Genomic DNA, 24,915 nt, shown 5'->3' on the forward strand with positions numbered 1-24,915 from the left:
AGTCTCTGCAGCCCGCTCCCGCCCGGAGCGGGCTGATTCCTGCCGATCCAGGCGGATCTGACCTTAAGAAAAACCCGGCGCAAGACTAGGAAACGGAGCCAAGGCTGGCTCCCTGATGGACGGAAAAGACGACGATGAAACTGACGATCGAACGCGGAGACCTTCTGGACGCCCTGAGCCATGTCCAGAATATTGTCGAGCGCCGGACGACAATTCCAATCCTCTCGAACGTCCTGCTCGAAGCGGCTGATGGCGCGCTCACACTCACCGCAACCGATCTCGACATCGAGGCCGTCGATTCCGCCGATGCGAAAGTCGCCAAGCCGGGCGCCGTCACCGCGCCGGCCGGCACGCTGTTCGACGTTGTCCGCAAGCTGCCCTCGGGCGCCGAGGTCGAGCTGTCGCTGAACCCGGAATCCCAGCGCCTGCTGATCACGGCTGGCCGCTCGCAGTTCGAGCTGCCTACCCTGCCCGCGACCGACTTCCAGACGATGCCCCCGGACGAAGGCGCCGTCAGCTTCTCGCTGCCTGGCAAGGAGTTCGCGCGCCTGATCGACAAGACACGCTTTGCCATCTCGACCGAAGAAACCCGCTATTACCTGAACGGTATCTACCTGCACGCCGCCAAGAATGAGGAGGGCGCCGCCGTGCTGCGTACCGTCGCCACAGATGGCCACCGCCTGGCGCTTGCCGAAGTGAAAGCGCCCAAAGGTGCCGACAAGCTCACCGGAGTGATCGTACCCCGCAAGACGGTCGGCGAAGCCCGCCGCCTCGTCGATGGCCTTGACGATGACGTCGAAATCGAAGTCTCGGACACGAAGTTCATCCTGCGCGCTGGCCGCGCCGTGCTGACCTCGAAGCTGATCGACGGCTCCTTCCCCGACTATGCCCGCGTCATCCCCAAGGGAAACGACAAGAAGCTGACCGTCGACAACAAATCCTTCGAAGCCGCTGTCGATCGCGTGTCGACTGTTTCGGCAGAGCGTTCGCGTTCGGTGAAACTGTCGCTGTCGGGTGGCCGCCTAACACTGGCGGTCAACCACGCTGAAACCGGCGCCGGCAACGAAGAGATCGAAGCCGAGTATGAGGCAGATCCGATGGAAATCGGCTTCAACGCCAAATACCTGCTCGACATCGCCAGCCAGATCGAAGCGCCCGACGTTGAGTTCATGTTCAACGATCCAGCCTCGCCCGCGCTCGTGCTCGACCCGTCCGATGCGTCGGCGCGGTTTGTGGTGATGCCGCTGCGGGTGTAGCCATGATGGACCGCCGCGTCTTCGTGGGCGGTTCGCTCGCAATCGCGGCGCTGACTGGATTGCCCGGCTGTGCGGAAACCAGGGAGACAGGCATGTACGGTCTGATCGGGAAATTCGTGGCGGCCGAAGGCAAGCGGGACGAGCTGATCGGCTATCTGCTCGAAGGCCTGCGCGATATGCCCGGCTGCCTCAGCTATATCGTGGCGAGCGACCTGGCAGACGCAAATGCCATCTGGGTTACCGAAGCCTGGACGGATGCTGAAAGCCACGCCGCCTCCCTTTCCCTGCCTCAGGTTCAGGCCGCGATCCAGAAAGCGCGCCCGCTGATCTCCGGCATGGAACGCATTGCCGAGACACAGCCTCAGGGTGGCCACGGTCTCTCTACTGGCGGCTGAGCTGCATGACTGCGCTTACCCGCCTCAGCCTGACTGACTTCCGCAATTATGCGAGCCTCACGCTGCGCCTCGATGGGCGCCATGTCTGCCTCTACGGCTCCAACGGCGCAGGCAAGACAAACCTTCTGGAAGCCGTCAGCCAGTTTGGACCCGGCCGAGGCCTGCGCAGCGCGCAACTTTCGGAAATGTCACGCCGCGACGGGCCAAGCGGCTGGGCGCTGGCCGCCACGCTGGACGATGAACAGAAGATCTCGATCAGCGTCGATGGCGGCGGCACATCCAAACGCACCGTGCGCATCGATGGCGCCCCCGCCGCGCCGGGGGACCTCGCAGAGCGCGTGCGCCTCGTCTGGCTGACGCCTGCCATGGATGGGGTATTCCGGGGCGGCGCATCAGACCGGCGGCGCTTTTTCGACCGGCTGGTGCTGGCCCACCTGCCCGCCCATGGCAAAGCCTCCGCGCGCTATGAAAAGGCCCTTGCCGAGCGCAACGCCCTGATCGAGCGGGGCCATGTCGATCCGGCCTGGGCAGACGCCATCGAGGCACGCCTGGCTGAAGCAGGCACGGAGATGGCGATCAACCGCGCCATCGTGCTCGAAGCGCTGCAACTGGCGATCGATGCTCGCCCGGAAGGGCACTTTCCGAAGGCCGACCTCACGCTGGAAGGCCAGGCCGAGGCCGCCGCCCTGCGAGGCGAGGATTTCCGTTCTATCTTCGACATGTTGGTGGACGCATACCGCGACGGCCGCCGGCGGGACATTGGCGCCGGGCGCACGCTCTCCGGCCCGCACCGCACAGACCTTGCCGTCATCCACCGCCCGACCGGCTCGCCCGCTGGCGAAGCTTCCACCGGCCAGCAGAAAGCGCTGCTGATCGGCCTCATCCTCGCATCGGCCACTGCGCTTTCGGCCGGCGGCTCCGGCCCCTCCCCGCTGCTCCTGCTGGACGAGGCCGCCGCCCATCTTGATGGCGAGCGCCGCGCGGCGCTCTTCGATGAGCTGTCCGCGCTTGGCGGGCAGGCATGGCTCACCGGCACCGAAGCCTTCCTGTTTGAAGCCTTTGGCGACCGCGCCCAGCATATCCGGGTGGATGAAGGCACCGCGTTGCTCGCCGATTGACAAGCGGGGTCGGGGGTTCCAAGGGGGGCATTGACCCTAGGTGTACCCTTACCTGATTTGGAGATGTGCCCCATGAAAACGCGCGCCGCCGTCGCCTTTGAAGCCAAAAAGCCGCTCGAGATTGTCGAGCTTGATCTGGAAGGCCCCAAGGCCGGCGAAGTGCTGGTCGAGATCATGGCCACCGGCATCTGCCACACGGATGCTTACACGCTCGACGGGCTCGACTCTGAAGGCATCTTCCCCTCGGTGCTCGGCCATGAAGGCGCCGGCATCGTGCGCGAGGTTGGCCCCGGCGTTACCAGCGTGAAGCCGGGCGATCACGTCATTCCGCTCTACACGCCTGAATGCCGCCAGTGCAAAAGCTGCCTTTCGGGCAAAACCAATCTGTGCACGGCCATTCGCGCGACGCAGGGCAAAGGCCTGATGCCGGACGGCACCACCCGCTTCAGCTATAAAGGCCAGCCGATCTTCCATTATATGGGCTGCTCCACCTTCTCGAACTTCACGGTCCTGCCGGAAATCGCCGTGGCGAAAATCCGCGAGGACGCGCCGTTCGACAAAGCCTGCTATGTCGGCTGCGGCGTCACCACCGGCGTTGGCGCGGTCGTCAACACGGCCAAGGTTCAGGTCGGCGAGAATGTCGTCGTCTTCGGTCTGGGCGGCATTGGCCTCAACGTGATCCAGGGCGCGCGCATGGCCGGCGCCGACAAGATCATCGGCGTTGACCTCAACGACACGAAGGAAGAATGGGGCCGCCGCTTCGGCATGACGCATTTCGTCAACCCGAAAAACGTCTCCGACATCGTTGCCCACCTCGTCGAGCTGACCGATGGCGGCGCGGATTATTCCTTCGACTGCACGGGCAACACCACCGTGATGCGCCAGGCGCTGGAATGCTGCCATCGCGGCTGGGGCACCTCGGTCGTCATCGGCGTGGCCGAAGCCGGCAAGGAAATCAGCACACGTCCCTTCCAGCTGGTCACGGGCCGCAACTGGCGCGGCACGGCCTTCGGCGGCGCCAAGGGCCGCACCGACGTTCCGAAAATTGTCGACTGGTACATGAACGGCAAGATCGAAATCGACCCGATGATCACCCACGTCATGACCCTCGACAAGATCAACGACGCCTTCGACCTGATGCACGAAGGCAAGTCGATCCGGAGTGTGGTTGTTTACTGACGGGATTTCAGTGTGAACATCTACAGGAACATAGCGATCTTTTTGTCTGCCGCGTTCATCCTCTACGCGCTCGCGCGTTTATCTGGAATTGGCATGCTGGCGGCGCAGGTCACGGGCGTGATCGACAACGCCTCCGCAAGGGGCGCTGTAGAATTGCTGCAAACCCAGTTGCCTGCAATGAATGAAAAGGCGTTCGTGGCGCTCCCCTTCAACGCTTACATTGGCGCGAGTGCCGTCATGGGCGTTGTGCTCCTGGCAGGCGCAATAGTGGGCCTCTTTGGCCGTGTGCAGGCAATGATCGGCGTATATGGATACTATGTCCTGTTCGCCCTGATGTTCATCAACTACCAGACCTTCAATGCAAAGCTCATCCATCTGGCTGTGGGGCTGGCATTGGCCATATTGCTGCATTTTCTTTTGATAAAAGGAAAGCAGAAACCCAGCGTTCAAAATCTATAGGAGGAAACACCCATGTTCAGTCACGTGATGGTCGGGTCTAACGACATCGGCAGATCCAAGAAATTCTATGACGCGCTGTTCGGCGCGCTCGGTGGCAAGCCGGCGATCGAAGATCCCAAGGGCCGCCTGATCTACATCCACAATGGCAGCATGTTCCTGGTCACCCCGCCGATCGACGGCCAGCCCGCCTGCCACGCCAATGGCGGCACTATCGGTTTCGCGGTCACTGCCACCGAGCAGGCCGATGCCTGGCACAAGGCCGGCGTGGCAGCTGGCGGCACCGCCATCGAAGACCCGCCGGGCTGGCGCGAAGGCGGCGGCATGAAGCTCTACCTCGCCTATCTGCGCGACCCCGACGGCAACAAGCTCTGCACCATGATGCGCGGCTGATCCGCGCGCGCCGGAAACATCAGAGAGGAAGGCATTCACCGATGAAAGCTGACCGTCTCTACGATGCCTTCCGGCGCCGCTTCGGCCGCTGGTGGATTGTTCCGCCGGGGGAGGATCTGGAACCCGGCGAGGAATTCACGCCGCTGACGCACAGTGAACTCTCCCGGCTGAAACCGGGCGACTATGCCTACCTTACTTTCAAAGGCTGGCCCAAAGGCCGCATCTATTATTGGGAACACCTCTGGGTACGCGTAACCGGCATCGACGGCAACGCAGTTACCGGCGAACTCGCCAGCGACCCGGACGATCTCCCCCAGCTGCGATGGCGCCAGAAGATCACCTTCCGCCTCTCCGACATCATCGAATTTGGCCCGGGGATGCCCGATCCCTGATGAACGAGCCACCCATCTCCCTTGCGCGTATTGGCTCCGATGCCATCCGCTGGATCGTGGAAGAAGCCCAGCGTGACGGTATCGAGCTTGTCTCGCTTGCCGAATGGTCCAAGGCCCTCGTCGCGCATATGCGCAGCGGACTTCCGCCTGCCCTCAAGGCAAAGATAGAAACCCGTTGGCCCGGACTCCCCTATTTCTGCGAACCCGGCACGCCGCATAACGAACCTGACGAAGGCTATATCGAAAACGGCTTTGCCGTCTCTTTCCCCCGCCCGCGCTGAACCGCACCGGACGGCTCATCCTGGGCGAAGTCGAAGGACGAGCCGGGGCTTGCCGCAGTTCTGTTTGGCCCATCCTTCGACTTCGCTCAGGATGAGCGCGGGTTGATGTTGCAGATCTTCCGCCCGGCGCCTTATGCCAGCGCCAGCCGGAAATTCGTCCGCACAAGGCGCTTTGGCAGGCGGAAGGTCTTCAACGGCGCCCCGCGCACGCGTTCCAGCAGCGCATCTGCCCTTGCCCGCGCGCCAGCATCCATTGCGTCATAAGCGTCCGTCACCGCCTGCAACCGGTAAAGCGGAAATGTCCGCGCCTGCGCTGGCCCGCGCGCGCCCTCTATCTCCACCCAGATCTCACCCAGCCCGCGCGGCAGGAACGTGCCCGGCGATGCCTCCGCGGCCCAGCCCTCGAAGAGGCGCATCGTCTCCACCAGCGCCGGAAACTGTTCGCGCATCTGCCGCGCCAGGATTGGCTCCAGTGTTTCGGGGATCGCGTCCCCTGCCAGCAGGTCACCCGTCCCCGTCTCGCCGGCATGCGTCCGCTCCACCCAGCCTGCCACGCGCGGCGCCAGGCGCTTCATCAGCTCGCCGGAAGCCGGGTCGCGGTAAAGATGGGCGTAGAGCGGCCCGATGAACGCGAAGTCTGCCAGGCAGGGCCGCGCGCCCAGAAGATAGGGATGGGCTTCAAGATGCGCGGAGAACTCCGCCAGGAAGGCCTCATAGGATGTCTCGATTCCCGGAATGGTTTCGGCATGCACGCCCAGAATGGGCAGCGCGCCCTTGAAGCGCTGGCCATTCTTCTTGCCAATTTCGTATTGCTCGGCCCGGCTCGCCTCGGGCGCGGAAAGGGCACCAAACTCGGCATAGGCCCAGTCCTCATTATAGCTCCAGCGATAATGCATCGCTGGCAGCGTCAGCCATTCATCCGCATAGAGATGGAGCAATTCCGCCACAAATCTTTGCACCGGCGTCTCCGGCAGGGCCGGCGGGCGCAGCTTCTCGCGCGCCTCCACGATGGCGATGATATCGGCAGTATCCTGCACCACCTCGCCGTCCGGCGTCGTCATCACGGGAATGACCGGCCAGCCGACATTCGGCAGGATCAGGTCGCGGTAAACTGCCTGCGTCGCCGGCAGCTCCTGAAACGGCACGCCGCGCCAGCGCAGATAGGCGCGCGCCTTGCCCGTAAAATAGCTGACCTCGGCTCCATATAGCGTGTATCCGCCCATTCTCCGTCCCTCTGTTTTCTTGTGTCATTTCAGATGCCAATATCTGGCGCAAGCCCTGCCAGTGCTTTCCTTGACTAGCCTGCCCGCCAGAGGCCACAAGGCCAAGCTATCCCGAACCGTTCTGACCCGAGGCCCCTCCCATGACGCAGCTCACCCAAGTCTCCTCCTGGAAATCCTTCGGCGGCGACCTCACCGTCTATGACCATGAGAGCCCCCTGCTCGGCTGCACCATGCGTTTTGCGGTTTATACGCCGCCCCAGGCGAAAGACGGCCCCGTGCCTGTCCTCTGGTATCTTTCGGGGCTCACCTGCACCTGGGCCAACATGATGGAAAAATCCGGTGTTCAGGAACACGCCGCCCGCCACGGCGTCATCATCATCGCGCCCGACACTTCCCCCCGCGGCGAGCATGTCCCCAATGACGAGGCCTATGACCTCGGCCAGGGCGCGGGCTTCTACCTCACCGCCACGCAGGCGCCGTGGGAAAAAAACTACAAGATGGATCAGTATATCACCGATGAGCTGCCCGCTCTCATTGCCGCAAATGTCCCGGCAGCAGACATGACGCGCCAGGGCATCTTCGGCCACTCCATGGGCGGCCACGGCGCCATCACGCTGCATCTCAAAAATCAGGACACCTACAAATCCTGCTCGGCCTTCTCGCCGATCACGTCCCCGGCGCGCGTGCCATGGGGGGAGAAAGCGTTTACGGCTTATCTCGGCCCGGTTTCGGTGGCGTGGGAGCAGTATGATGCAACCGAGCTGGTGAAAGAACGCCAGTCGAAAGCCCTGATCCTGATCGACACCGGCACCGCCGACAGCTTCCTCGAAACCCAACTGAAGCCGGAAATCTTCATCAAGGCGTGCGAGAAGGATGGCCAGCGGCTCGATTACCGGCTGCGCGAAGGCTATGGCCACGACTATTATTTCATCGCCACTTTCATGGACGAACACATCGCCCACCACGCCAAGGCACTGAAAGGCTAAGGCCTCAGACCGCCTTTGCGTGACGCTGCGGCGTCATTGCCGGGGAGCGGGCATCGAAACACTGCGCCACCGTGCGCAGCATGATGCGGGCCTCCTCCGGCACGGTCACCACCGATCCGGATACTGAGCAGAGACCATAGGGTTGCAGCTCGCGGGCGCTTTCCAGCGCCTCGTCCAGGCTGTCATCGGCCACGCCCATGATGGCGCAGATTTCAGATACGTTGACTTCCATCGAACACATCAGTGTTTCGATCGCCAACGCCCGCAGGCGGTCGTCTTCAGTCAGCGCGATGCCCCGCTCGACAGGCAGGCGCCCGGCGGAAATCGCCTCGCCCCAGGCCTTGCGGTCCTTCAGGTTCTGGCTGAAGCCCTCCCGGAACTGGGAAATTGCAGTCAGGCCCATGCCGATCAGCGTTTCGCAAGGGTCATCCGTATACCCCTGGAAGTTCCGATGCAGGCGTCCCTCCCGCGCCGCAATTGCCAGCGGATCATCTTCGCGGGCATAATGGTCAAGACCGATGGCGACATAACCGGCCGCCTCCAGCGTCATCGCCGCCACGCGGGCCTGCGAGAAGCGTTCCTGCAGGCCGCCCAGCGCCGCGTCGTTGATCGCGCGCTGATGTTTTGCAAACCACGGCACATGCGCATAGCCGAACACGGAGACGCGCGCCGCGCCCATCTCGGCTGCAAACAATGCAGCGTCAGCGACATCCTGCGTCGTCTGATAAGGCAGGCCGTACATCAGGTCCATGTTAATGGCATCTATGCCGGTCCAGCGCAGCTCCTCGATCAACGATACAACCATCTCGCGCGGCTGCACGCGGTTGATCGCATGCTGCACATCCGGCGCCAGCGTCTGCACGCCAAGGCTCACGCGGTTAACCCCGGCGCCCGCAAAAGCTGGGATCTGGCCCGGCTTCATCGTGCGGGGGTCCAGCTCAATAGCAATCTCTGCGTCCTTCCGGATGCCGAAGTGCCAGTTAAGCGCCTCGACGAGGCGGACAAAATCATTCGGGGTCAGAATGTTTGGAGAGCCACCGCCGAAATGCAGGTGGCCGATGCCACCATGGTGCCCCATCGCCTCGCCCCTCAGGGCAATCTCCTTCAGTAGCAGCGTGAGATAGTCCGAAACCCGCCGGTAACCATTGGGAACACTGGTGGCGCAGCCGCAATACCAGCAAAGCTTGTCGCAGAAGGGCACATGAACATAGGCAGAAATCGCCTCGTCCGCGTCCACCCCGCCAGACCACGCAAATGCGGCCGGGGCGCCGACGCCAGAGGTAAAATCCGCGGCGGTCGGATAGCTGGTATAACGGGGCACAGCCCGTGCTGCGAAGGGCATCCAGGACTCTAACATGGCTTGGAATTAGCATCGCATTCCGAGATTCGGAGTAGGTAGACCTACTTATCTGTCCTCACAGCATAGCCGCCGCCCTCAATATGTGCCATTGGCACCGATCCTGACGCCTGAAAGTCCCTTCCCCGATGAATCTGCCTGAAACCCTGCCTGCCGCCCTTCGCGCAGCGATCCTTGAACGTGGTTATGAACGCCTGACCGAAGTGCAGGCGTCTGCAACGCGGGAAGAACTCGCCGGACGCGACCTTCTGGTCTCTGCGCGCACCGGGTCTGGCAAGACGGTGGCCTTCGGCCTTGCCATCGCGGACGACCTTCTGGCTGGGGAAGAAACCTTCCTGGTCCGCGCCTCCGCACCGCTTGGCTTGATCATCGCGCCGACGCGCGAACTCGCCCTGCAGGTCGCCCGCGAACTGCGCTGGCTCTACGCCAACACCAATGCCGAAATCGCCACCTGCGTCGGCGGCATGGATATGCGCGACGAGCGCCGGGCGCTGGAACGCGGCGCCCATATCGTCGTGGGCACGCCGGGCCGCCTGTCGGACCACATCAATCGCGGCTCGCTCGACACCTCCGAAATCCGCGCCGTGGTGCTGGACGAGGCCGACGAGATGCTCGACATGGGTTTCCGCGACGAGCTGGAACATATTCTCGAAGACACGCCCGCCTCCCGCCGCACGCTGATGTTCTCGGCCACGGTTCCCAAGGGCATCGCCGCCCTCGCCGCGCGCTACCAGAAAGATGCCCTGCGCATCACCACCGAAGGCGAAACCGCGGCCCACACCGACATTGCCTATGAGGCCCTTCTCGTGGCGCCGGGCGATGAAGAAAACGCCATCGTCAACATCGTGCGCCATTCCGACACCGAAAGCGCAATTGTCTTCTGTTCGACGCGCGCCTCGGTGAACCATCTCGTCACCCGCCTCGGCAATCGCGGCTTCACTGTCGTCGCCCTCTCCGGCGAGTTCAGCCAGAAGGAACGCGCCAACGCGCTCTCCTCGCTGCGGTCGGGCCGTGCCCGCGTCTGCATCGCCACCGATGTTGCCGCGCGCGGACTGGACCTGCCCAAACTCGATCTCGTCATCCATGCCGACCTGCCCCGCGATCCGGCCACGCTGCTCCACCGCTCGGGCCGCACGGGCCGCGCGGGCCGCAAGGGTATCAGTGCACTGATCGTTGCGCCCAAAGCCCGCCGCCGGGTCGAGCGCCTGCTTTACGACGCGAAGGTCGAAGCCCGCTGGGCGCGCCCGCCCTCGGCAGAAGAGGTCAATGAACGCGACGATGCGCGCCTGCTGGCCGATCCGGCGCTGACCGCCGAGCCAGGCGAAGCTGAAGCGGTCCTGATCGCCAAGCTGCTGGCCGAGCGCACCCCGGAAGAAATCGCCGTCGGCTTCATCCGCAAGGTCCGCGCGGGTCGCTCTGCGCCGGAATATCTGCGCGAGGTGGAAGACCGCCCGGCCCGCAAACCGCGCGAGGAACGCGGGGATCGCGAATGGAAAGACCGTCCGCCCCGGGAGCGTTTTGAACGCGGAGAGCGCCCCGAGCGCGCGCCCCGTCAGCGTGATGCCATCCCCGATGCGATCTGGATCGCCCTCAATGTGGGCCGCAAGAAAAATGCAGATCCCAAATGGCTGCTGCCGATGCTCTGCAAATCGGGCGACATCACCCGCGACCAGATCGGCCAGATCCGCGTCAATGCTGGCAACACCCATGTAGAGCTGACGCGCGAGGCGGCCGAGCACCTGTTTGAAGTCACCGGGAATGGCCGCCTGGAAGGCAGCCTGCAGGCCTTCCCGATCGAAGGCATCCCCGATATCGAGGACGCTGGCCCGCCCGCGCGTCGCGAGCGCCGGCCAGAGCGCCCCGAACGCGGCGGCCGTGAAGAACGCGGCGAACGTCCCGAGCGCAGCTTTAAGCCCCGCCGCGACCGTGACGACGCCGAACGCCCCTCCTACGAGCGCAAGGAACGCGCGCCTCGCAGCGATTGGCACCCCGGCACCGACCGCAGCGAGCGCTCCGAGCGCCCAGAACGCCGCGAGAAGCCCGCCGGCAAACGCTTCGAAAAGCGGGACGACCGCCCGCGCGAAGAGAGCCGCGACCGCCCCGCCAAGCCGGCCTGGGACAAGCCCAAAGGCAAGGCTTTCAACGGCCCGGCCAAGGGAAAACCCACAGGCAAGCCCGCCTTCAAGAAGGGCGGAAAACCGGGCGGTTTCCAGGGAAAGAAGAAGCCCCGCGACTGACCTTTCAGCCGGGCATCCAACCGCCCGGCTTCTGCGGTCATAACAGCTTGATTTAAAAGATCTTTATTGCACCGCCACGGGACTGCAAAATGATCGCCGCTCCGGTTCCCAGCGGACCGGAAATCCCCTATATTTCAGGGGTATTTCCGAGAATCACCGAGAAAGCATTTCCCATGGCCGAAGACACAGCACCCGACTCGCCCGCACAGGGCGGTGAAGGCGAATATGGCGCGGGCTCCATCAAGGTCCTCAAGGGCCTCGATGCGGTGCGCAAGCGCCCCGGCATGTATATCGGTGACACCGATGATGGCTCCGGCCTCCATCACATGATCTACGAAGTCGTGGACAACGCCATCGACGAGGCCCTCGCCGGCCATGCCGACCGCGTCACGGTTTCGCTCTACCCCGATGGCTCAGCCGAGATCACCGATAACGGCCGCGGTATCCCGGTGGGCATGCACCCGACCGAGGGCGTCTCCGCCGCCGAGGTCATCATGACCCAACTGCACGCGGGCGGTAAGTTCGATTCAAACTCCTACAAGGTCTCCGGCGGCCTTCACGGCGTGGGCGTCTCGGTCGTCAACGCGCTGTCTGACTGGCTGGAACTGACCATCCACCGCGAAGGCAAGGAACACTTTGTCCGCTTCATTGATGGTGGCCGCGTCGAGGCGCCTCTGGAAACGCGCGGCCCCTCCCCGACGCGTGAGGATAACGGCAAGATCTATACCGGCACCGCGGTCCGCTTCCTCGCCTCCCCCAGCACCTTCACGAAGACCGATTACGACCGCAAGACACTGGAACACCGCCTGCGCGAACTCGCCTTCCTGAACAGCGGTGTGCGGATCATCTTCCGGGATGAACGCGAAGCTGAGCCCCATGAGACCATCCTGGAATATGAAGGCGGCGTGAAAGCCTTCGTCCAGCACGTTGACCGCCAGAAAACCTCCCTCATCGGCGAGCCGATCTACGTCATCGGTGAGAAAGACGGCATCACCGTCGAGGCCGCCATGGAATGGACCGACAGCTATCACGAATCCGTCCTCTGCTTTACCAACAACATCCCCCAACGCGATGGCGGCACCCACCTTGCCGGCTTCCGCGGCGCGCTGACGCGCATCATCAACAAATACGCCAACGAGACCGGCGCGGCAAAAAAATCGAAGGTCGAACTTTCCGGCGATGACGCCCGCGAGGGCCTGACCTGCGTTCTCTCGGTGAAAGTCCCCGATCCGAAGTTCAGCTCCCAGACGAAAGACAAGCTCGTCTCCTCCGAGGTCCGCCCGGTGGTCGAGAGCCTGATCAACGAAAAGCTCGGCGAGTGGTTTGAGGAGAACCCCAAGAAGGCCGTGATGATCATGGAGAAGATCGTCGAGGCAGCGACTGCCCGCGAGGCCGCCCGCAAGGCGCGCGAGCTAACCCGCCGCAAGTCTGCGCTCGACATCACCTCCCTGCCCGGCAAGCTGGCGGACTGCCAGGAGAAAGACCCGGCCAAATCCGAACTCTTCATCGTCGAGGGTGACTCCGCCGGCGGCTCAGCCAAGCAGGGCCGCAGCCGGGATAACCAGGCCATTCTCCCCCTGCGCGGCAAGATCCTGAACGTCGAGCGCGCCCGCTTCGACAAGATGCTCTCCTCCGATCAGGTTGGCACGCTGATCATGGCGCTCGGCGCCGGTATCGGGCGCGATGAGTTCAATATCGAGAAGCTGCGCTATCACAAGATCATCATCATGACCGATGCTGACGTCGACGGCGCCCACATCCGCACGCTGCTGCTCACCTTCTTCTATCGTCAGATGCCGGAGATTATCGAGCGCGGCTATCTCTACATCGCCCAGCCGCCGCTCTACAAAGTCACGCGCGGACGCTCCGAGCGTTATGTGAAGGATGACAGCGAGCTGGAAGCCTACCTCATCGAGGAAGGCACCAATGGCGAAACGCTAATTCTGGCCGATGGCACGCAGATCGCCAGCGCAGACTTGCGTGAGCAGGTCCACCAGGCCGCCGGCTTCCGCCTCAGCCTGAAACGCCTTGCCCTGCGCGCGCCGGCTGATCTCATCGAACATGCCGCCCTCTCCGGTGCCCTGAAGCAGGGCGCAGGCAAGGAAGAGGCTGAGGCGACCGCCATGCGTCTCAACCGTCTCGCAGAAGAAGGCGAAGACACCTGGGTCGGCCGCTTCGTGGAAGGCGCGCTCGTCCTGCAGCGCACGGTGCGCGGCGTGGACGAAACCGCCGTCCTGCCGCCTGCCCTCATCGCCAGCCAGGACGCCATGCGCCTCACAGAGCGCGCTGCCGGCCTGCACGAGCTTTATGCCCAGCCTGGGATCCTGCGCCATGAAAAGGGCGGGGAAATTGCCGTGAACGGACCAACCACCCTGCTCAGCGCCGTGCTCGAATCCGGCCGCAAGGGCCTGAAGATCCAGCGCTATAAAGGCCTTGGCGAAATGAACGCCGACCAGCTCTGGGAAACCACGCTGGACTCCAACGCCCGCACCCTGTTGCAGGTCAAGGTCGAACACGCCGACGAAGCCGACGAACTTTTCACCAAACTGATGGGCGACGTGGTCGAACCCCGGCGGGAGTTCATCGAAGAGTTCGCGCTCGAGGCCGAAGTCGACGTTTGAGGTAATCAGACCGCGTCATGAAGACACCTTCTGTACCATGGAGCTTGTTGTCGGCGTTCGGCAACACTCCATTGGCGAAGGCAGTTGTCTTTTCGCCTTTGGTCGCCGGGTATGTCTATTATTCGAGTGAGTACCTTCAAAGCAGATGGGGATTTGAAAATGCAATTTGGCTATATTGGAGCCTGATCCTTCTTTCGCTCGGACAAGCGCTTTATCTAATTTTTGCACCTCAAGAAGTTAGAAGATACGGCGACAACTTTGAGGACTACGCAAGCAAAGCGCTGGGAACGTGGAGTGAGGTGATATTCGAGTATCACGCTCTACGCTATGTTAGCTCATTCTTTGTGCCTCACAGAAATGGAACACTGAAGTTAAGCGAAGGCGCTGAGTTCAACGAAGACGAGTTCAGGCAAAGTTTGGAGCCGTTTGTACCCCAGAGCGGCGGTGCAGACCCGCATGCAAGTCTACGTTGGTTAGTCGAGTCGATTGCGTATAAGCGTCGGCTCCGTCCAAACTTAGCGGCGCGAAGAATCAATCCAGACGGTTTGGAGTTGATACTCTCAAAATTGCAAAAGAAGGAACTTAGTGAGGCCCAGCGCTTCGATGTAAGACGCGTTACAAACTTCATGAATCGTCAACACGATTCTCCGGAATGGAAGAAGGATATTCTTTCCTATTCATTTGAGGCTGCACAGCGTTCTAAATTGATTGTCAGATATTCTATTTTTTTGTTGTACCTCTTGGGCTCAGCTTATTTTGTCTACAATACAAGCCGAACAATCGCTCAAATGGTCGCTGTTACGATTAGAATTGAATAGCAACCATCCCCGCCCTTGCGCGTTAAATCCTCCCTAGGAGGACGTACGCCAAACGCAAGGAGCGAGACCATGAAAGCCCAGTCCGGAGCCCAGCAGAAGGCCGCCGGCGCGGCCCTTTCCGCCAAGCGCGGCGGCATGCCCAAGTCCAAACTCAAGGGCGCCTCCAGGGAAATGTACGAGACCATGACCGAGAAGGAACTCGAAGACATGGCCTCCACCAAGCACGACAAGATCCCTGAACGGAAGAGTTAAGGAAGCCGCGCGCGCCCATCCTTCGACTTCTCTCAGGATGAGCTAATCGGCAGACTCGCCCTCCAGAAGCTCATCCTGAGCGAAGTCGAAGGATGAAGCGGGCTCACAGCAAGGCGCCGCCGCCCTAAAGCGCCTCCAGCTCCAGCGCGACACCGGCAACCTTCATCACCTTGTCGACCACGCAGACATTCTTGCCGCGCGCCCGTTGCAGGGCGGCGCGAGGGTCTTTCAGCGCGATCTGGAACTGGATCAGCCTTTCTTCCGGGCCCTGACGGAACTCGATGCCTGCCTCATCGGCCACGCGCAGGTAACGCCGCCCCTTGGGCACTTCCAGGATCTCCGCCCAATGCGCCGCCATGCCTTCCGGGTCTGGCCCGGCGAGTACCGCCCCGCGCAGGGCGCCCGGTTTGGAGCGCTTCTCCCAGCCGGGCCCGGCCCAATGCCAGCTTGCCGCCGGGCGCGCTTCGTCAATCGAGACAATCGCCCCGCCCACATCCGCCGGGTGCAGATGGCTGGCGGCAATCATGTCGAGGTCCATGTTCCACACGCGGCGCACGCCCAGCCCGTCGACGCGCGCGCGGGCGGCGGCCAGGTCGTCTGTCTGGAAAATCGCCATATAGCCGCCCTCCCCGCCCCGTTCGATGAAACGGGCCGCCGGCGCCTTGCCGCTGGTGGGCACGACGATTTCCAGGAACTGGTCCCCGATCGGGAAGACGCGGTTGACGAGGCCGAACTCCTCGACACCGGGGTCAATATAGGGCTCTCCCAGGCCGAGCAGTTCGGCCAGCAGGTCAGCCGTGCTAAGGCTGCGGGCAGCGATCACCAATTGGCGCAGTCGCGGCAGGGTCATGGTTGCTAGTCTCCCCAAGGGTATTTTCTTTTGAGTAGACCCTAGCGGGCAGAATGATCGCCGCAACAACGACGCAAGGTAAACAAGGTTATGCTATCACGCACTGATTGCCTTCCCGTTCGGAAGGGGCGAGGTCTGGCGCCAAGATGACCAAATCCCGATCAGAATCCCTCCCCGCCAGCGTCTCCGCGCACGACCATGACCACGATCATGACCACGCCCATGGCGCCGCCGATGCCACCGGCTGCCCGCCTGCCGGGGCTCAGTCCCATGATCATGGCCATGACCATGCGCACGGTCATGATCATGGTCATGGGCACGGCCATTCGCATGACCATCAGGCCGATATGTCGAATGCCGATTCCCGCCGCCGGGTAGCCATCGCAGCGGTGCTCACGGCTGCCTTCATGTTTGCGGAGATTGCCGGCGGCCTGATCTCCGGCTCGCTCGCCTTGCTGGCGGATGCGGCCCACATGTTCACCGATGCCGGCTCGCTTCTGCTGGCCTGGATCGGCTACAAGCTCGCCGAGCGCCCGGCCGATTCCGCCCGCTCCTACGGCTTCGCGCGGATGAAGATCCTCGCCGCCTTCACCAATGGCATCTTGCTCATCCTTCTTAGCCTCTGGATTCTCTGGGAAGCGGCCCAGCGCCTCCTCGCCCCGGTCGAGGTGATGGGCAATCTGATGCTGGTGGTCGCCGCCGGTGGCCTGCTGGTGAATATTGCCGCTTTCTTCGTCCTGCATGGCGGCAACCAGGAAGACCTCAACCTGCGCGGCGCGCTCTGGCATGTCGCCGGGGACCTGCTCGGCTCGGTCGCCGCCATCGCGGCCGCAGGCATCATCCTCTGGACGGGCTGGACCCCGGCCGACCCGATCCTCTCCGCCCTCGTCGCCGTGCTGGTCCTGGTCGCCGGCGTCCGCATCATGCGCCAGTCAGGCCACATCCTGCTCGAAGGGACACCAGAAGGGCTCTCCGCGTCCTCAATCGTATCCGATTTGACACAGAATGTACCCGGCGTGACACGCATTACCCACGTCCATGCCTGGTCGCTCACCGAATCCCGTCCCCTCGTCACGCTGGAAGTCAGCGCCGCGCCGGGCGCCAATCCCGAAACGCTCCGCCGCGATGTGAAGGCCCGTCTCGCCAGCCAGTTCAATGTCTCCCATGCCACCGTCGAAGTCGTCTCCGCGCCTGAATAGCTGCCTTGCAGCCAGCGCCAGAGCGCTTTAACCCTCGGCCCAGACGCCCCATATGGGGCCGGACGCCAGAGACTGACGCATAGGAGCCCCGGATGGCCGAGACACAACACGCCGAAATCCTGATCATCGGATCAGGCCCTGCCGGCTGGACCGCCGCCATCTATGCCGCCCGCGCCCTGCGCAATACGCTCGTCGTTACCGGCATGCAGCCAGGCGGCCAGCTCACCATCACGACAGAAGTCGAGAATTATCCGGGCTTTGCTGAGATCCAGGGCCCCGAGCTGATGGAGAAGATGCAGGAGCACGCCGAGAAGATGGGCGCCAAGGTCGCCAATGATCACATCCTCTCGGTCGATTTCGACACCCGCCCCTTCAAGGCGGTCGGCGAAAGCGGCGTCACCTACACCGCGGATTCCGTTATCATTTCCACGGGCGCGCAGGCCAAATGGCTGGACCTTCCCAGCGAGCAGAAGTTCAAGGGCTTCGGCGTTTCGGCGTGCGCCACCTGCGATGGCTTCTTCTATCGCGGTAAGGAAGTTCTGGTGATTGGCGGCGGCAACTCGGCGGTCGAAGAGGCCCTCTTCCTGACCAACTTTGCCTCCAAGGTTACAGTCATCCACCGCCGCGACCATTTCCGCGCCGAGAAGATCCTGCAAGATCGCCTGTTCAAGAACCCCAAGGTCGAAGTGATCTGGAACCACACGCTTGAGGAAGTCGTCGGTGACGTCCAGCCTCTGGGCGTCACAGGTGCACGCATCAAGGATGTCACCACCGGCGCTGTCCGCGAACTACCCGTCCACGGCGTCTTCGTCGCGATCGGCCACGCCCCGTCAACAGAGTTGTTCGTGGGCAAGCTGCCGATGCGTGAGAATGGGTACCTGATCACCGAGCCCGGCTCCCCGCGCACTTCCATTCCTGGCGTATTTGCAGCAGGCGACGTGACGGACGAAACCTACCGTCAGGCCGTCACCGCCGCCGGCATGGGCTGCCAGGCCGCGCTGGATGCCGAACGCTTCCTGTCCGAACAGGAAGCCCATTCCGAGGCTGTTCCGGCAGAATAAGCTGCCCACTTAGAGCATCGCCAGCGCCACGCGCTCCACGTCGCGCGGCTTCTTGAGGCTGACGGCCTCCAGAAGCGCGGCGGCGCGTGCCTGCATCACTCGGTCGAGGTCCGTTGCGGGAACCGTCCCGACCGCGGCAGTCAACGCCTCTTCGATCTCATGGCGGTATTTCTTTGCGTCCAGCGCCGCCAGCGCCCGCGCCCATTGCCAGCGCAGGCCAATGTCCTCAGGCGCCAGATGCACAGCTTCGCCGTAATGCCTGCGGGCTGATTTCATGCTGGCACCCATGATTGCGGCGCCAATCATGCCGCCCCGGCGCTCCACCTCCACATGCCAAACAGCCAGAAACCCATGCGCGTAGAAGTTCGCCGGGTCATCGGCGAGCACGCCTTCGGCAAGGGATTTGGAAAGCTCGCCAAAGCCGGTGCGGCTCGCCTCGCCCACCCCCATTGGTCGCAGGATCAGCGACAGCGCGATCGCTTTTTGCAAGCGGCCTTCTTCATGGCGCGGGTCGAGCTTCAGGGCAGCGTCCGCCTCGCCGAGAGCCTGCTCGATCAGGCTGCGGGGTGGTTCTTGCTCCCCGCACACGGCCTTTGCCAGCAGAGCACGCGCTCTCAGCGCATAGGCATCTGCGGTCAGCTCGCGACCAGCTTCGAAATAGGCAAGATCATATTCGCCGGTTCGGAATGCTTCTGAAGCTGTAACAATATCAGCGTGTGCCGGCAGCGCGGCCAGCAGCAGGAAAGCCGGTAGAATCAACCTGCGCGCAAGCATTTCAACGCTATATTAGCGTGCAGACAGCCTTCCGGCGAGCGAGATCAGAATGGCAGACAGTTTCGATGCAGATGTGGTGGTAATCGGTGCAGGCGTGATCGGCCTTGCCAGCGGCCGGGCGCTCGCCCGTGCGGGCCGGGACGTCATCATTCTGGAAGCTGAAGACCAGATCGCGATACACACCTCCTCGCGCAACTCTGAAGTCATCCATGCTGGCCTCTACTATCCGACCGGCAGCCTCAAGGCCCACCACTGCGTCAATGGCCGGCGGATGCTCTACGCCTATCTGGAAGCGCGCGGGATTACGGCGAGGCGGTGCGGCAAGCTCGTCGTCGCCGTTGGTGCCGGCGAGGCAGCCGAACTCGGCACGATCCTCGCCAGAGCAGAAGCAAACGGCGTTGAGGACCTGCGCCTGATTGACGGCGCTGAGGCCCATGCCATGGAGCCCGCCCTCAGCCCAGACATCGCCGCTGCCATCCATTCGCCCGTCTCGGGCATTTTTGACAGCCATGGCTATTTCCTGGCGCTGCAAGGCGAGCTGGAAGACGCTGGCGGCTCCATCGCGTTTGGCACGCCGGTTCTTTCCGGCGCGGTTGAGACGGGGCATGTCCGGCTTGAGACAGGCGGCGACAATCCGGCAACAATCCGCGCCAGAACGGTGATCAACGCGGCTGGCCACCGCGCGGTCAATATTGCCAGCCTGATCGAAGGCCCTCACTCGGCCAACCTGCCGACCGCCTATTTCTGCAAGGGCAACTATTTCAGCGTCACGGGGCGCACCCCCTTCTCGCGCCTGATTTACCCCATGCCGAACACATCCAGCCTGGGCCTTCACCTCACGATCGATCTTTCGGGCCGTGGCCGCCTCGGCCCAGACGCAGACTGGCTGCCCGAAGGCGCATTCCCGCCCTTCGACTATACTGTTCACCCCGACCGGGCCGAGGTTTTCCACCAGCAAGTCACCCGCTACTGGCCAGGCCTGGAGCTTTCGCAGCTCACCCCGGATTATTCCGGCGTCAGGCCCAAAATCGTGCCGGAAGGGGCGCCATCGGGCGATTTCCGCATTGAAGGCCCCGAAACTCATGGCAGCGCTGGTTTGGTGAACCTTCTGGGGATAGAGAGCCCCGGCCTGACCTCTTCCCTGTCAATCGCAGATCATGTGTTGCAGCTAGCGGGATAGGGTGCTTGCGCGCCCCGCTTCCAATGTGTATCAGGCGCGTTCGCTGATGCGGCGTAGGGTTCGGTAGCTCAGCTGGTTAGAGCGCGCGACTCATAATCGCGAGGTCGAGAGTTCAAGTCTCTCCCGAACCACCAACGCCCTGCCGGCGATCCTTCCAGGCCCAGGCTGCAGCCTATTTGCCGAAGGATCGCCTGATGACGCCGACCAGTCCGAACGCCCCGGCCCGCAAGCCCCAGCGCCTGATCTACCTGGCCCTTGGCCTTCTGGCTCTCGCCTTTCCCTCCCTCGCCAAAGAGGCTGGACCGGAGCCTGCGCAGAAGCCCAAGATCGCGCTGGTCCTCTCCGGCGGCGGCGCGCTCGGCCTCTCCCATGTCGGTGCTATCCAGGAACTCGAAGCGATGGGCATCCGGCCCGACATCGTGGTGGGCACCTCGATGGGCGCGGTCATCGGCGGACTTTATGCCGCCGGCCTCAGCAGCGCGGAGCTGGAGACCGTGGTGGAACAGGCCAACTGGTCCGGCGTATTCAACCCCGCCCCGGAACGCGACAAGCTGACCTACCGCCAGAAGCAGCAGCAGGCAGACTTCCCCGGCACGGCAAGCCTTGGCGTTTCCGGCGCCGGCCTCCTTCTGCCGACGGGGGCGGTCTCCGACCAGGCACTGATGAAAGAGCTGCGCCGCTTCACCCCGGCAAAGATGGCGGTCAATGATTTTGACGATCTCGTCATCCCCTTCCGCGCGGTTGCCACCGACATCGCCACTGGCGAAGCGGTCGTCATCAGCTCGGGCGAGCTGCCGATGGCCATGCGCGCCTCGATGTCCGTGCCTGGCGTGTTCCCGGCCTTTGAACTCGACGACAAGCTGCTGGTCGATGGCGGCCTTGCCGCCAACATCCCGGTCAGCGTCGCGCGCGAGATGGGCGCAGACATTGTCATCGCCGTGTGGACACCGAACGAGCTCTTGCAGAAAAACCAGATCGGCTCGGTGGTTGATGTGCTCTCCCAGACCGTCAGCCTGCTGATCCTCGCAAACGAGCGCGCCGAGATTGCGGGCATGAAGCCGCAGGACGTTCTGGTCCGCGTCGACACCGGCAAGATCGGCCCGACCGCCTTCACGCGCGGCAAGGATCTGATCGCCGCAGGGCGGAAGTCCATCCAGGCGCAAGCGGCCCAGCTTGCGCCGATTTCCGCAGGTCAGCCACCAATCTCCTATGCGGGTATCGGCGAGCAGGCTGCGCCGGTCATTTCCTTCGTGCGGATCGAAAACTCTTCCCGCCTCAACCAGTCCCTGCTTGAAACACGCATGTCGTCCGTTCTCGGCAAGCCGCTGGACACTGCAGATGTCAACGAAGCGCTCGACCGCATCTATGCGCTCGGGCCCTTCGAGCGGGTGGACTATACGGTTGCCGAGCAGGATGGCCTGACGGGCCTTGTCGTGCGCGCGGAAGATTCGCGCCGCAATGCTGGCCGCGTGCGCCTCGGTATGATCGTCGATAACGACTTCAACACCGAGTCCGATGCTGCCGTCTCCATCGATTATCGTAGTGCTGCGCTCGACGCCTATGGATCGGAAATTCGCGCCATCGCAACGATCGGCGATATCAACGAGCTGGGCCTGGAATATTTCCGCCTGCTGGAGCCGGAACAGAGCTGGTTTGCCGTTGCCCGCGGCGAGATTAAAAGTCGCCCTGTAAACCTCTATTCCAATAGCGGCTTCAAGACGGCTGGTTACGACCTGACCTATGGGCTTGTCGGTTTCGACGCCGGGCGCCAGTTTGGCAGCAATGCCGAATTCCGTATCGGGACTGAATTTGGAACGGGTCGCGCCAAGCTGAACGAAGGCACTGCGCCGCTTTCAGAGGTCGACATCGACATTGGCCGGGTCTTTGCTTCGGCAGGCCTCGACACGCTGGACGATCCCTTCTTCCCGAAGACCGGTTTCCGCGCCACGGCGCGCTGGACACACGGGTTTGAAGGCCTTGGGGACAATGCCGACTACCAGACGCTTAGCGCCGCCGGCCTGAACGCCTTCAGCTTCGGCAAGAATACAGTGATCACCTCCTTCTCGGGCGGCACGCGACTGGCGGGTACGCCGCCGCTCGATACGCTCTACCGGATCGGCGGCCTGTTCAGCCTGTCGGGCTACCGGATGGAAGAACTGGCGGGCGAGAATTACGTGGCCGGGCGCCTGATCTACCGGCGCTCACTGGTCAACACTGAAGAGCTTCTGTTCGGCGTTCCTCTGTTCGTGGGCGGATCAGTTGAAGCAGGCGAAGTCTGGTCGCGCCCCGATGGGTTCGAATTTGATGACCTGCGCTTTGGCGGAAGTGTCTATGTTGGCGCCAACACAGCGCTTGGCCCGATCTACTTGGCTTTCGGGCGCTCCGAAGGCGGGCGCCAGTCGGCCTATTTGGTGATCGGCCGCTCGTTCTGAGCTGTCAGATCGCGTGAGCCTGCTTGCCAGGCGCGGCCGTCAGCAGCGTATCGGCCAGGGCTGCGACCAGCGTGCGTGGGCGGATCGGCTTTTCGATCAGGCCGGAAAAACCGAGCGCTTCGCAGGAGGCGCGCCGCTCCTCAGTTGCGTCCGCCGTCAGCGCCAGAACCGGGATCGGGGAATTTCGGCCCGGGCCAAAGCGCACGGCGCGCAGGACCGCCTCCCCGCCGCCACCGGGCATGTGAATGTCGGTTAGCACCGCCTGATAGCTGCGCAGGGAAAGGCGCTGGGCAGCAGCCTCTGCATCATTGACGCATTCGACGCGCCAGCCCGCCGCCAACAATGCCTCGCGGATCACGAAAGCGGTTGTCTCATGGTCTTCGGCGACGAGAATTTCTCCGAGGTCAAACTTCCTTGAGGCGACGTGAAAAGCAGAATTCTCGACTGCCAGCCTCGGACCGGCTTTCTGCACCGGTACCGTAACCGTAAACAGGCAGCCGCCGCCAGAATTGTCGGCTACTGCAATCTCTCCGCCCAGGCGCCGCGTCAGCGCGCGCGCAATACTCAGGCCAAGGCCGGTGCCGCCATGTGTGGTGGAGGTCGTATCGTCGGCCTGCTCGAACTCTTCAAACAAGCGGGCCTTGTCTGCGTCGGAAATGCCGCGCCCGGTATCGGCAACAGTCATGACCAGCGAGAGGCCATCGCCTGCCGGAACAGTCGCCAGCTGAACGGTGACATGGCCGCGCTCTGTAAACTTCACGGCATTGCTGACCAAATTGAACAGGATCTGACGCAGGCGTCCGGCGTCGCTCTCGATGCGCGCTTCGGCGTGGCGCGAGATAGCAATGCGCAGACCCACGCGCTTGGCGTCGAGCTTGGGCTGCCAGAGATCGCGCGTTTCAGACGCAAACTGCCGCAGGTCGAAGGGCTGCATCATCACTGGAAGCTTGCCCGCCTCGAGCCGGGAAAGGTCCAGCAGATCGTTCAGCAGGCGCTCAAGATGCTGGCCACTATGGGAGATGGTTTCGGCAAGGCGCTTGGCTTCCCCGCCTGTCTGATCCTTCAGCAGGTCTGCCACGCCGAGAATGCCGGTGAGCGGCGTGCGGATTTCGTGGCCGACGAAAGCGAGGAAACGGGCGCGGCCATCAGCCAGGGCCTGCATCTTTGTTTTCATGTCCTCAATGCGGCGATTACTTGCCTGCTGGGCACGGGCGCGTGAGGCGTTCTCTTCGGCGACCGCCTTCAGGATCGCGGCGGAAGAGACGAGGCCCCGATACTGCCCCTCTTCCGTGACGATGACGCCGTCGGTGAGTGCGCTGGTGCCCTGCTCCGCCGCCTGCTTGGCGACAAGAGCAACCGGCAGGCTGCCGGAGGCAATGACCGGGCAAGGCGTGATCAGATGGTAAACCGGGCGGGCGGCATAAACATCGCGGCCATTGGGACCAGCCAGCGCTTCGGTGAGGCGCGCGCGGGTAACAAGGGCAATTTCCGGTTCATCGCCATCTTCCGCCTCGATGCGGACAGGCAGCGCAAACAGCGCAGTATCCGACAGGAACAGAGAAAGCGCAGCCGCCCCGGTCGTGGTCGACGCAATGGGCGCTATGGGCAGGGCGATATCCTGAAGGCGTACGGGCATGGATGACCAGGCAATATGGTTAACGCCCGATCATCCCTAACAAGTGTTACCGTCCGGCAAACAATTCCGGTTTTGAGATCACTCGATCTCGCTGCGATTGCGGATGATCTTGTTCACAAGGCCGTATTCCACAGCCTCTTCAGCGCTCATCCAGAAATCGCGGTCAGTGTCTTTCTTGATCTGCTCAAGCGACTTGCCGGTTGCGTCGGCGAAAATCTTGTTCAGGCGCTCGCGCATCTTGATGATTTCGCGGGCCTGGATTTCCACGTCCGTTGCCTGGCCGCCGACGCCGCCGCGGGGTTCATGCAGCAGGTAGCGGGTGTTGGGCAACGAGTAGCGGTTTTCTTTCTTGGCCGCCGCATAGATCAGCGCGCCCGCCGAAGCGACCCAGCCGGAGCCGAGCACTTTGACCGGGGCAGTGACGAACTTGATCATGTCGTGGATCATGTCGCCGCTTTCGACGTGACCGCCGGGGGACGAAAGGATCAGCAGGATCGGATCGTCGCTTTCTGCCGAAAGTGCCAGCATCCGCTCGCAGACCATGCGGGCCTGTTTGAAGTCGATGCCGCCCGTCAGCAGGATCGTGCGCGATTTGAACAGCGCATTTTCGACCAGCGCAGCGGGGTTTGCCGCCGGGGTGGTTTCTTTTTCGTCTTCATCATCAAGGCGGAAGGGGGTCATGCAGGCTCCGGAAAGGAATCTCTTTGAATTCAGGTCGTATAGGTGCGGTGCCAAGGGCGCCGGGTCAAGGCGCGCGGCTCACTATTCCCCAGCCGGGGGACGTACAATTCAGGGCCTGAGCGTGTCGGTTTGTGTACT

Annotated in this window: 24 protein-coding genes and 1 tRNA gene; 18 read left to right on the plus strand and 7 right to left on the minus strand. The window is 62.9% G+C overall.

Annotated elements, in window-relative coordinates:
* Positions 1-134 precede the first annotated feature (134 nt).
* The 8 genes from dnaN (at position 135) to K1X12_RS01055 (ending at position 5,470) form a co-directional block, all read left to right on the plus strand.
* Positions 135-1,256, plus strand: coding sequence for a DNA polymerase III subunit beta (gene dnaN, locus K1X12_RS01020; RefSeq protein ID WP_220985785.1), 1,122 nt, complete (start codon positions 135-137; stop codon positions 1,254-1,256).
* Positions 1,257-1,258: 2 nt separating this feature from the next.
* Positions 1,259-1,651: a putative quinol monooxygenase gene (locus tag K1X12_RS01025; RefSeq protein WP_225907821.1), complete on the plus strand. Its 393-nt coding sequence runs from the start codon at positions 1,259-1,261 to the stop codon at positions 1,649-1,651.
* A gap of 5 nt (positions 1,652-1,656) precedes the next feature.
* Complete coding sequence (gene recF, locus K1X12_RS01030) at positions 1,657-2,769, plus strand: DNA replication/repair protein RecF (protein WP_220985786.1); 1,113 nt, start codon at positions 1,657-1,659, stop codon at positions 2,767-2,769.
* A 72-nt stretch (positions 2,770-2,841) separates the two neighbouring features.
* Entirely contained in the window at positions 2,842-3,948 is a 1,107-nt protein-coding gene (locus tag K1X12_RS01035) for an S-(hydroxymethyl)glutathione dehydrogenase/class III alcohol dehydrogenase (RefSeq protein WP_220985787.1), read from the plus strand.
* Between the two features lie 12 nt (positions 3,949-3,960).
* Positions 3,961-4,407, plus strand: coding sequence for a hypothetical protein (locus tag K1X12_RS01040; protein ID WP_220985788.1), 447 nt, complete (start codon positions 3,961-3,963; stop codon positions 4,405-4,407).
* Positions 4,408-4,419: 12 nt separating this feature from the next.
* Complete coding sequence (locus K1X12_RS01045; RefSeq protein WP_220985789.1) at positions 4,420-4,797, plus strand: VOC family protein; 378 nt, start codon at positions 4,420-4,422, stop codon at positions 4,795-4,797.
* 41 nt (positions 4,798-4,838) lie between these two features.
* A complete protein-coding gene (locus K1X12_RS01050; RefSeq protein ID WP_220985790.1) occupies positions 4,839-5,189 on the plus strand; it encodes a DUF2314 domain-containing protein in 351 nt (116 codons plus the stop codon).
* Positions 5,189-5,470: a hypothetical protein gene (locus K1X12_RS01055; protein ID WP_220985791.1), complete on the plus strand. Its 282-nt coding sequence runs from the start codon at positions 5,189-5,191 to the stop codon at positions 5,468-5,470. Before K1X12_RS01050 ends, K1X12_RS01055 begins: the two co-directional genes overlap by 1 nt.
* A gap of 131 nt (positions 5,471-5,601) precedes the next feature.
* Here the strand turns inward: K1X12_RS01055 and K1X12_RS01060 are convergent, their stop codons facing one another.
* On the minus strand, positions 5,602-6,693 hold the full coding sequence (locus K1X12_RS01060) for a glutathione S-transferase N-terminal domain-containing protein (protein ID WP_220985792.1): 1,092 nt from the start codon (positions 6,691-6,693) through the stop codon (positions 5,602-5,604).
* A gap of 140 nt (positions 6,694-6,833) precedes the next feature.
* Here K1X12_RS01060 and fghA point away from each other — a divergent pair, with 140 nt between their 5' ends.
* Positions 6,834-7,679 carry an S-formylglutathione hydrolase gene (gene fghA, locus K1X12_RS01065; protein ID WP_220985793.1) on the plus strand — a complete coding sequence of 282 codons (846 nt, stop codon included), beginning with the start codon at positions 6,834-6,836 and terminating at the stop codon, positions 7,677-7,679.
* Positions 7,680-7,683: 4 nt separating this feature from the next.
* On the opposite strand, the gene hemN is transcribed toward fghA, so the two are convergent.
* Complete coding sequence (hemN, locus tag K1X12_RS01070) at positions 7,684-9,000, minus strand: oxygen-independent coproporphyrinogen III oxidase (protein ID WP_369426044.1); 1,317 nt, start codon at positions 8,998-9,000, stop codon at positions 7,684-7,686.
* A gap of 164 nt (positions 9,001-9,164) precedes the next feature.
* Here hemN and K1X12_RS01075 point away from each other — a divergent pair, with 164 nt between their 5' ends.
* The 4 genes from K1X12_RS01075 (at position 9,165) to K1X12_RS01090 (ending at position 14,964) form a co-directional block, all read left to right on the plus strand.
* Complete coding sequence (locus K1X12_RS01075; protein ID WP_220985795.1) at positions 9,165-11,273, plus strand: DEAD/DEAH box helicase; 2,109 nt, start codon at positions 9,165-9,167, stop codon at positions 11,271-11,273.
* A gap of 173 nt (positions 11,274-11,446) precedes the next feature.
* Positions 11,447-13,894 (plus strand): DNA topoisomerase (ATP-hydrolyzing) subunit B, encoded by a 2,448-nt coding sequence (gene gyrB / locus K1X12_RS01080; protein ID WP_220985796.1) that lies wholly within the window; start codon positions 11,447-11,449, stop codon positions 13,892-13,894.
* Positions 13,895-13,911: 17 nt separating this feature from the next.
* Entirely contained in the window at positions 13,912-14,712 is an 801-nt protein-coding gene (locus K1X12_RS01085) for a hypothetical protein (protein WP_220985797.1), read from the plus strand.
* 69 nt (positions 14,713-14,781) lie between these two features.
* Entirely contained in the window at positions 14,782-14,964 is a 183-nt protein-coding gene (locus K1X12_RS01090; protein WP_220985798.1) for a DUF3008 family protein, read from the plus strand.
* 124 nt (positions 14,965-15,088) lie between these two features.
* On the opposite strand, the gene K1X12_RS01095 is transcribed toward K1X12_RS01090, so the two are convergent.
* Complete coding sequence (locus K1X12_RS01095) at positions 15,089-15,814, minus strand: VOC family protein (RefSeq protein ID WP_220985799.1); 726 nt, start codon at positions 15,812-15,814, stop codon at positions 15,089-15,091.
* Between the two features lie 161 nt (positions 15,815-15,975).
* Positions 15,976-16,128, minus strand: a complete 153-nt coding sequence (locus K1X12_RS16850; RefSeq protein WP_225907822.1) for a hypothetical protein — start codon at positions 16,126-16,128, stop codon at positions 15,976-15,978.
* A gap of 33 nt (positions 16,129-16,161) precedes the next feature.
* Between K1X12_RS16850 and K1X12_RS01100 the strand changes: the two genes are divergently transcribed.
* Entirely contained in the window at positions 16,162-17,013 is an 852-nt protein-coding gene (locus K1X12_RS01100; RefSeq protein ID WP_225907823.1) for a cation diffusion facilitator family transporter, read from the plus strand.
* A gap of 92 nt (positions 17,014-17,105) precedes the next feature.
* On the plus strand, positions 17,106-18,074 hold the full coding sequence (trxB, locus tag K1X12_RS01105; protein ID WP_220985801.1) for a thioredoxin-disulfide reductase: 969 nt from the start codon (positions 17,106-17,108) through the stop codon (positions 18,072-18,074).
* Between the two features lie 9 nt (positions 18,075-18,083).
* On the opposite strand, the gene K1X12_RS01110 is transcribed toward trxB, so the two are convergent.
* Positions 18,084-18,848 (minus strand): hypothetical protein, encoded by a 765-nt coding sequence (locus tag K1X12_RS01110; RefSeq protein ID WP_220985802.1) that lies wholly within the window; start codon positions 18,846-18,848, stop codon positions 18,084-18,086.
* Between the two features lie 49 nt (positions 18,849-18,897).
* Here K1X12_RS01110 and K1X12_RS01115 point away from each other — a divergent pair, with 49 nt between their 5' ends.
* The 3 genes from K1X12_RS01115 to K1X12_RS01125 all read left to right on the plus strand — a co-directional run bounded on the left by K1X12_RS01115 (position 18,898) and on the right by K1X12_RS01125 (position 22,460).
* Positions 18,898-20,028, plus strand: coding sequence for an NAD(P)/FAD-dependent oxidoreductase (locus tag K1X12_RS01115; protein WP_220985803.1), 1,131 nt, complete (start codon positions 18,898-18,900; stop codon positions 20,026-20,028).
* Between the two features lie 57 nt (positions 20,029-20,085).
* Positions 20,086-20,162 (plus strand) — tRNA-Met (locus tag K1X12_RS01120).
* A 60-nt stretch (positions 20,163-20,222) separates the two neighbouring features.
* Positions 20,223-22,460, plus strand: a complete 2,238-nt coding sequence (locus K1X12_RS01125; protein WP_220985804.1) for a patatin-like phospholipase family protein — start codon at positions 20,223-20,225, stop codon at positions 22,458-22,460.
* Between the two features lie 4 nt (positions 22,461-22,464).
* Here K1X12_RS01125 and K1X12_RS01130 read toward each other — a convergent pair whose 3' ends face one another.
* Entirely contained in the window at positions 22,465-23,634 is a 1,170-nt protein-coding gene (locus K1X12_RS01130; RefSeq protein WP_439649722.1) for a hybrid sensor histidine kinase/response regulator, read from the minus strand.
* Positions 23,635-24,174: 540 nt separating this feature from the next.
* Positions 24,175-24,777 (minus strand): ATP-dependent Clp protease proteolytic subunit, encoded by a 603-nt coding sequence (locus K1X12_RS01135; RefSeq protein WP_220985806.1) that lies wholly within the window; start codon positions 24,775-24,777, stop codon positions 24,175-24,177.
* Positions 24,778-24,915 lie beyond the last annotated feature (138 nt).

The organism is Hyphomonas sediminis (assembly GCF_019679475.1).
Classification (GTDB): domain Bacteria; phylum Pseudomonadota; class Alphaproteobacteria; order Caulobacterales; family Hyphomonadaceae; genus Hyphomonas; species Hyphomonas sediminis.

Bases quoted from the DNA above. Each gene is read 5' to 3' on its own strand.
- recF (WP_220985786.1), top strand. From the start codon at position 1,657: ATGACTGCGCTTACCCGCCTCAGCCTGACTGACTTCCGCAATTATGCG.
- K1X12_RS01060 (WP_220985792.1), bottom strand. From the start codon at position 6,693: ATGGGCGGATACACGCTATATGGAGCCGAGGTCAGCTATTTTACGGGC.
- K1X12_RS01110 (WP_220985802.1), bottom strand. From the start codon at position 18,848: ATGCTTGCGCGCAGGTTGATTCTACCGGCTTTCCTGCTGCTGGCCGCG.
- K1X12_RS01075 (WP_220985795.1), top strand. From the start codon at position 9,165: ATGAATCTGCCTGAAACCCTGCCTGCCGCCCTTCGCGCAGCGATCCTT.
- K1X12_RS01135 (WP_220985806.1), bottom strand. From the start codon at position 24,777: ATGACCCCCTTCCGCCTTGATGATGAAGACGAAAAAGAAACCACCCCG.
- K1X12_RS16850 (WP_225907822.1), bottom strand. From the start codon at position 16,128: ATGACCATGATCATGACCGTGCGCATGGTCATGGCCATGATCATGGGA.
- K1X12_RS01050 (WP_220985790.1), top strand. From the start codon at position 4,839: ATGAAAGCTGACCGTCTCTACGATGCCTTCCGGCGCCGCTTCGGCCGC.
- trxB (WP_220985801.1), top strand. From the start codon at position 17,106: ATGGCCGAGACACAACACGCCGAAATCCTGATCATCGGATCAGGCCCT.
- K1X12_RS01025 (WP_225907821.1), top strand. From the start codon at position 1,259: ATGATGGACCGCCGCGTCTTCGTGGGCGGTTCGCTCGCAATCGCGGCG.
- K1X12_RS01035 (WP_220985787.1), top strand. From the start codon at position 2,842: ATGAAAACGCGCGCCGCCGTCGCCTTTGAAGCCAAAAAGCCGCTCGAG.
- K1X12_RS01115 (WP_220985803.1), top strand. From the start codon at position 18,898: ATGGCAGACAGTTTCGATGCAGATGTGGTGGTAATCGGTGCAGGCGTG.
- K1X12_RS01045 (WP_220985789.1), top strand. From the start codon at position 4,420: ATGTTCAGTCACGTGATGGTCGGGTCTAACGACATCGGCAGATCCAAG.
- K1X12_RS01095 (WP_220985799.1), bottom strand. From the start codon at position 15,814: ATGACCCTGCCGCGACTGCGCCAATTGGTGATCGCTGCCCGCAGCCTT.
- K1X12_RS01130 (WP_439649722.1), bottom strand. From the start codon at position 23,634: ATGAAAACAAAGATGCAGGCCCTGGCTGATGGCCGCGCCCGTTTCCTC.
- K1X12_RS01055 (WP_220985791.1), top strand. From the start codon at position 5,189: ATGAACGAGCCACCCATCTCCCTTGCGCGTATTGGCTCCGATGCCATC.
- K1X12_RS01085 (WP_220985797.1), top strand. From the start codon at position 13,912: ATGAAGACACCTTCTGTACCATGGAGCTTGTTGTCGGCGTTCGGCAAC.
- gyrB (WP_220985796.1), top strand. From the start codon at position 11,447: ATGGCCGAAGACACAGCACCCGACTCGCCCGCACAGGGCGGTGAAGGC.
- dnaN (WP_220985785.1), top strand. From the start codon at position 135: ATGAAACTGACGATCGAACGCGGAGACCTTCTGGACGCCCTGAGCCAT.
- K1X12_RS01090 (WP_220985798.1), top strand. From the start codon at position 14,782: ATGAAAGCCCAGTCCGGAGCCCAGCAGAAGGCCGCCGGCGCGGCCCTT.
- K1X12_RS01100 (WP_225907823.1), top strand. From the start codon at position 16,162: ATGTCGAATGCCGATTCCCGCCGCCGGGTAGCCATCGCAGCGGTGCTC.
- K1X12_RS01125 (WP_220985804.1), top strand. From the start codon at position 20,223: ATGACGCCGACCAGTCCGAACGCCCCGGCCCGCAAGCCCCAGCGCCTG.
- fghA (WP_220985793.1), top strand. From the start codon at position 6,834: ATGACGCAGCTCACCCAAGTCTCCTCCTGGAAATCCTTCGGCGGCGAC.